Raw genomic sequence first — 5,169 nt, 5'->3', positions numbered from 1 at the left:
CATGGCAAAAGGCAAGTTTGAACGTACCAAGCCGCACGTGAACGTGGGTACGATTGGTCACGTTGACCACGGCAAAACGACGTTGACGGCAGCTATCACGACCGTTCTGTCGAACAAGTTCGGTGGCGAAGCCAAGGGCTACGACCAGATCGATGCGACTCCTGAAGAAAAGGCTCGCGGCATCACGATCAACACCGCCCACGTCGAGTACGAAACCGAAGCGCGTCACTACGCTCACGTTGACTGCCCGGGCCACGCTGACTATGTGAAGAACATGATCACGGGCGCGGCGCAAATGGACGGCGCGATTCTGGTTGTGTCGGCCGCTGACGGCCCGATGCCGCAAACGCGCGAACACATTCTGCTGAGCCGCCAGGTTGGCGTGCCGTACATCATCGTCTTCCTGAACAAGGCTGACATGGTTGACGACGCCGAGCTGCTCGAGCTGGTGGAAATGGAAGTTCGCGAACTGCTGTCCAAGTACGACTTCCCGGGTGATGACACCCCGATCGTCAAGGGTTCGGCCAAGCTGGCGCTGGAAGGCGACAAGGGCGAGCTGGGCGAGCAAGCCATCATGGCTTTGGCCGCTGCACTGGATTCGTACATCCCGACGCCTGAGCGCGCCGTGGACGGCACGTTCCTGATGCCGGTTGAAGACGTGTTCTCGATCTCGGGTCGTGGCACGGTGGTGACGGGCCGTATCGAACGCGGCATCGTCAAGGTCGGCGAAGAAATCGAAATCGTGGGCCTGGTGCCGACGGTCAAGACGACTTGCACGGGCGTTGAAATGTTCCGCAAGCTGCTGGACCAAGGTCAAGCCGGCGACAACGTGGGCATTTTGCTGCGCGGCACCAAGCGTGAAGACGTCCAGCGCGGCCAAGTGTTGGCCAAGCCGGGCTCGATCACCCCGCACACGGACTTCACGTCCGAGGTGTACATCCTGTCCAAGGAAGAAGGCGGCCGTCACACTCCGTTCTTCCAGGGCTATCGTCCCCAGTTCTACTTCCGCACGACGGACGTGACGGGCACGATCGAGCTGCCGGCCGACAAGGAAATGGTTCTGCCGGGCGACAACGTGGCCATGACGGTCAAGCTGTTGGCTCCCATCGCCATGGAAGAAGGCCTGCGTTTCGCTATCCGTGAAGGCGGTCGTACCGTCGGCGCCGGCGTCGTCGCCAAGATCCTGAAGTAATTCGGATCACTTAAGCAGCAAACAACCAGCGAGGGCGCCTCGTCGCCTTCGCCTCTCGTTCTTTAGGAAACGCCATGAAAAACCAAAAGATCCGTATCCGCTTGAAAGCATTCGATTACAAGCTGATCGATCAATCGGCCGCTGAAATCGTCGACACCGCCAAGCGTACCGGCGCCGTCGTCCGCGGCCCGGTGCCGCTGCCCACGCGTATCCGTCGCTACGACGTTCTGCGTTCGCCGCACGTCAACAAGACGTCGCGCGACCAGTTCGAAATCCGTACGCACCAGCGCCTGATGGACATCGTTGATCCCACCGACAAGACCGTTGACGCTCTGATGCGTCTGGACCTGCCGGCCGGCGTTGACGTCGAAATCGCGCTGCAGTAAGGCGATTCGGGCCTGCTACCTTCGCCGGTAGGCTCGTAAAGAATGGCCGTGTTCCCAAGGGAATGCGGCCATTTTGTTTTGCGGCGGTGTTTGCTGCTGCGTGATCAGATCACCAGCGGCTCTACGGCATTGCAGATGGCCCGGACCAAACTGTAGACCGTCAACGACGAGGTCTTGGGGTTCGCGGCCAAGGGCTTGCCGCGCATCGTCAACTCAAACTCCCCGAACGCGCCTCTGGCGTGAACGTGGTGCACGTTGTCTTGTACCCCGGGATCCGCCCACAGCCGCACACGCGTATGGTCCAGACCAAGTCCCGCCAGTGCGAGCGTGGCTGCCACGTTCGCGTTTTTTGGGTACGCGGATGCGGCTTCACGTGCGCTGCCTTCGAAAATGACCGTGGGGCTTTGGGCCAAGGACGTCAGATCGAACTGCTGAGCCGCTGGCGTGCCGCTCCAGGCAAGCGGTGGTTTGCGGCCGGTGTACACGACCTCGTCCAGACCCCCGTGCCGTGCCGCAGCCAGCGCATCAATGGCGCCGATGGCCCCGGACAGCAGTTGCACGCGCGTCTGACCGGCCCGCGCGGCCTGCTCCAACTCTTCAATGAGCCCGGGCGCCGCCAAGGCGCCCACTGACGCGATCACGCACGGAATCCCGGCCCGCAGGGCGGGCAGCACATGCTCGACGATGGCGCCGTGTCCGGCGCATTCCACAAGCAAGTCCGGCCGCGTAGGCGCCTCGTCTAGGCTGGCGTGAATGGTGGCTCGCCGCGCCCAAGGCTGGATACGCTGGCGCGCATCGGCCCGGTGCGGCGCGCGCACAAGCACCGTGGTCACCACCAAGTCAGTCCGGCAGGCAAGCAACTCCAGCGCGGCAACGCCGATTGCGCCGCAGCCCACCATGGCTATCTTCAACATCGGTACGTCCTTGAATTGGTACGGGTTCAGGTTCGGGTTCTTCCAACGGCGACGTTGCGCCCGGTCTATGCGGGCACATAATCGAATGAGGTGGATAGTTCATCCGCAGCGTCGCATACCGCATGCATGACGCAGGCTCCGTCGATCGTCGGTTGCTCGGGGCCTAGGGTGGGTTCAACCGGCCCGCCGGTTCGGGAGCGCCCGGCACACGATCTCGGCAACTTGTGCTGGGCACTGGATATGGCAGGCGTGGCCTGCACCGTCGATCAGTGCAAACGAAGCGTTCCACGCTGGTGCGACGGCTTGGCCGTGAGCGGCGGGCGTGATGACGTCGTGGTTGCCTACCCGCACGTCCACCGGCATGGCGGGTGCGGGGCGGGACAAGAGGTCGCTATCGCACAGAAGGCTGACCGCTTGGCGGTAACCGGCCGGCGAGATCTGGCGCATGTTCCAACTCGCCCATTCCTGCATGGCGGGCGTCGCCGCATTCGATAGCAGTGCAGAAGCCCTTTGCGCGGCGATGCCGTCGATGCCTTCTGTCTCCAATAAGGTCAAGCGGCGCGTGCGTACGGCCTCGCGCCGTGCCGCGTCATGGCTTGCATACCCCTGTGCCGGACTGAGCAGCACTAACCGCTGAACCTCCGCCCGCCTGTCGCGTGCCGCATAAGCGCCCGCCACGATGGCACCAAGGGAATGGCCGACCATCACGCATTCCGACACGCCCGTGTGTGCCAGCAACTGATGTAAGGCGGCGGCGTAATCGTCGGCCGACGGATGCGCTTGGCGCAGCGGCGTGGATCCGGCATAGCCCGGCGCATTCCAGGCCAGGATGCGGAATCGGTCGCGCAACGTCAGCGCGACATCCAGCCAGCAGCCGGCGGCGGACCCGATCCCGTGCAGCAAAACCACGGTGGGGCCGGCACCCGCGATTCGGTAGGCAAGAGTGCCGAACCCCAGGGGCATCTGGTGCAAAGGGAAGCCTTTATCCAGGTCTTCAAGTCGGGCGGACAAGGCGCGCGTGGGGTCGGGCAGCAGGCCGAGCCCCACTGGCGACGCGGAAGAAGCGAATGCAGAGCGCATACGGGTAATCCCCGGTAATGGTTTGGGATGCCGCACTATTATACTTCGTTCGTCTCACCAGTAAATCTGTGTCTCATCCATAAAACATCGGCCGCCGGTGTCGAGGCGGCTGCGGCAAGAACCTGGACATGCTCTTCAACAACACCGACGTGCGCGACCCCACCGCTGGCGACGACATCAGCCGCCGCCAGTTCGGCGCCGGCATCCAGCGCTCGTTCTGATCGCAACCCCCGTCGTTTCCGCCAGGAATGGCCTGGCCGAACGCGACTAAAAAGGAAACGCCATGAATGCTGTAACCCACACCGAAGAGACCCCCGTTCCCGATCAGGAGCATCCCCAGTTCGCCAGTTGGAAACGTCCTAAGGACAAGACGCTGGGCGAATGGATGGAAACTCGGGTCGCCCGCCGTGCGACGCGTACTTACGACTGGAGCGCGTTGGGCTGGCAGGCCGAAGTCGACCCCGTCTATCGTCGTGCGCAAACGCGCTACATCGGCACCGGCGCAGCCGGCGTGCGGGAGGACCAGAACTCGATTCCGGCAGAGCACTTCACGTTCTCCACCATGGTGCTGCCGGCCGGTTGTGAGGGTCCCATGCACGTACACCCGGATGTCGAAGAGGCCTTCTTCATCCTGCGCGGCCACAACATCCGTTTGTTCCTGGAATACCAGGGCGAGACCTTCGAGACCGAACTGAGCGAACGCGATGTGATCTCGGTACCGCCGGGCATCTATCGAGGCCTGCGTAACGAAGGCCAGGAAGAGGCGCTGATGTGCGTGATGCTCGGCGCGAACCGCCCGGACTTGCCTGACTATCCCGCCGACCATCCGATCGCCATCGCCAAGGTGGAGCGCAAACGCGCCGCGGCGGCGGCGAAGGCGTGATGCGCGTGTCCTAGCAGCATCTGCCGTATTCGGCCTCCCCGAATTTAGCCCCTGGATGAAGTCCCCGTTTGGAGACCCTTGATGAACCGCAGATCTTTCCTGGGGGCGGCCGCCGGCATGGCGGGCGCCCTGATGTTGCCCGCGGCGGGTGTAGTGCGCGCCGCACCGGGCGGCAAGTTTACGTTCCTGACGCCGTTCACGTTGTCCTTGGCCTTTGCGCCCGTGCTGTATGCATCAGCGTCCGGCAAGTTCAAGGCGCAAAGCCTGGACCTGCGCGTGGAGGTTGGCCGCGGCGCGGCGCAAGTCGTGCAACTGGCCGCTGCGGGCCAGGTCAACGCCGGCCGCACGGGCGCCGCCAACTATATGTCCGCTCGCGCGCAAGGCAACTCCGACGTCGTCGCGTTCGGCACCATCGCCCAGATTTCGCCGTTCGTCGTGGTGTCCGCCGAGCGCGCGCCGATCGCGGACGCTGGCGAGTTGGCCGGCAAGATCGTCGGACTGGCCTCGTTTGGGGGCTCGATGGAAGCCACCTTGAACCTGATGCTGGTGCACGCGGGCGTCGACCCGACATCGGTGCGCCGCGAACGGGTCGCCGATGGCCCCGCATCGTTCGCGATGATCGAGGCAGGCCGCGTGCATGCCTTCTTCGGCAATACCAGCACGGTGTCGCGCTTGCGGGCGCAAAAGCTGGCGATCTCGGTCATGCACGCCGCC

General features: G+C 63.7%; 6 protein-coding genes. 4 read left to right on the top strand and 2 right to left on the bottom strand.

Going from position 1 to position 5,169, the window contains the following annotated elements; genetic code table 11:
* Position 1: 1 nt before the first annotated feature.
* The gene (gene tuf / locus ACNPP0_RS15060) at positions 2–1,192 is read left to right on the top strand and encodes an elongation factor Tu (RefSeq protein ID WP_006221899.1); all 1,191 of its coding nucleotides are present in this window, start codon (positions 2–4) and stop codon (positions 1,190–1,192) included.
* A 74-nt stretch (positions 1,193–1,266) separates the two neighbouring features.
* Positions 1,267–1,578, top strand: coding sequence for a 30S ribosomal protein S10 (gene rpsJ, locus ACNPP0_RS15055; RefSeq protein ID WP_003806903.1), 312 nt, complete (start codon positions 1,267–1,269; stop codon positions 1,576–1,578).
* 104 nt (positions 1,579–1,682) lie between these two features.
* Here rpsJ and ACNPP0_RS15050 read toward each other — a convergent pair whose 3' ends face one another.
* Positions 1,683–2,492: an aspartate dehydrogenase gene (locus ACNPP0_RS15050; RefSeq protein WP_448706326.1), complete on the bottom strand. Its 810-nt coding sequence runs from the start codon at positions 2,490–2,492 to the stop codon at positions 1,683–1,685.
* A gap of 174 nt (positions 2,493–2,666) precedes the next feature.
* Positions 2,667–3,572 carry an alpha/beta fold hydrolase gene (locus ACNPP0_RS15045; protein ID WP_448706325.1) on the bottom strand — a complete coding sequence of 302 codons (906 nt, stop codon included), beginning with the start codon at positions 3,570–3,572 and terminating at the stop codon, positions 2,667–2,669.
* 283 nt (positions 3,573–3,855) lie between these two features.
* On the opposite strand from ACNPP0_RS15045, the gene ACNPP0_RS15040 reads away from it, so the two are divergent.
* Positions 3,856–4,455 carry a cupin domain-containing protein gene (locus ACNPP0_RS15040; protein WP_332609385.1) on the top strand — a complete coding sequence of 200 codons (600 nt, stop codon included), beginning with the start codon at positions 3,856–3,858 and terminating at the stop codon, positions 4,453–4,455.
* Between the two features lie 81 nt (positions 4,456–4,536).
* A partial coding sequence (locus ACNPP0_RS15035) for an ABC transporter substrate-binding protein (RefSeq protein WP_448706324.1) occupies positions 4,537–5,169 on the top strand: 633 nt, incomplete at its 3' end.

It is taken from the genome of Achromobacter semiaridum (genome assembly GCF_053543755.1).
The sequence above is the reverse complement of the archived record's forward strand: the minus strand, read 5'-3'. Positions and strand labels throughout refer to the sequence as shown.

What these genes read in the sequence shown, in the direction of transcription:
- ACNPP0_RS15040 (WP_332609385.1), top strand. Translation starts at nt 3,856, where the DNA reads ATGAATGCTGTAACCCACACCGAAGAGACCCCCGTTCCCGATCAGGAG.
- ACNPP0_RS15050 (WP_448706326.1), bottom strand. Translation starts at nt 2,492, where the DNA reads ATGTTGAAGATAGCCATGGTGGGCTGCGGCGCAATCGGCGTTGCCGCG.
- tuf (WP_006221899.1), top strand. Translation starts at nt 2, where the DNA reads ATGGCAAAAGGCAAGTTTGAACGTACCAAGCCGCACGTGAACGTGGGT.
- rpsJ (WP_003806903.1), top strand. Translation starts at nt 1,267, where the DNA reads ATGAAAAACCAAAAGATCCGTATCCGCTTGAAAGCATTCGATTACAAG.
- ACNPP0_RS15045 (WP_448706325.1), bottom strand. Translation starts at nt 3,572, where the DNA reads ATGCGCTCTGCATTCGCTTCTTCCGCGTCGCCAGTGGGGCTCGGCCTG.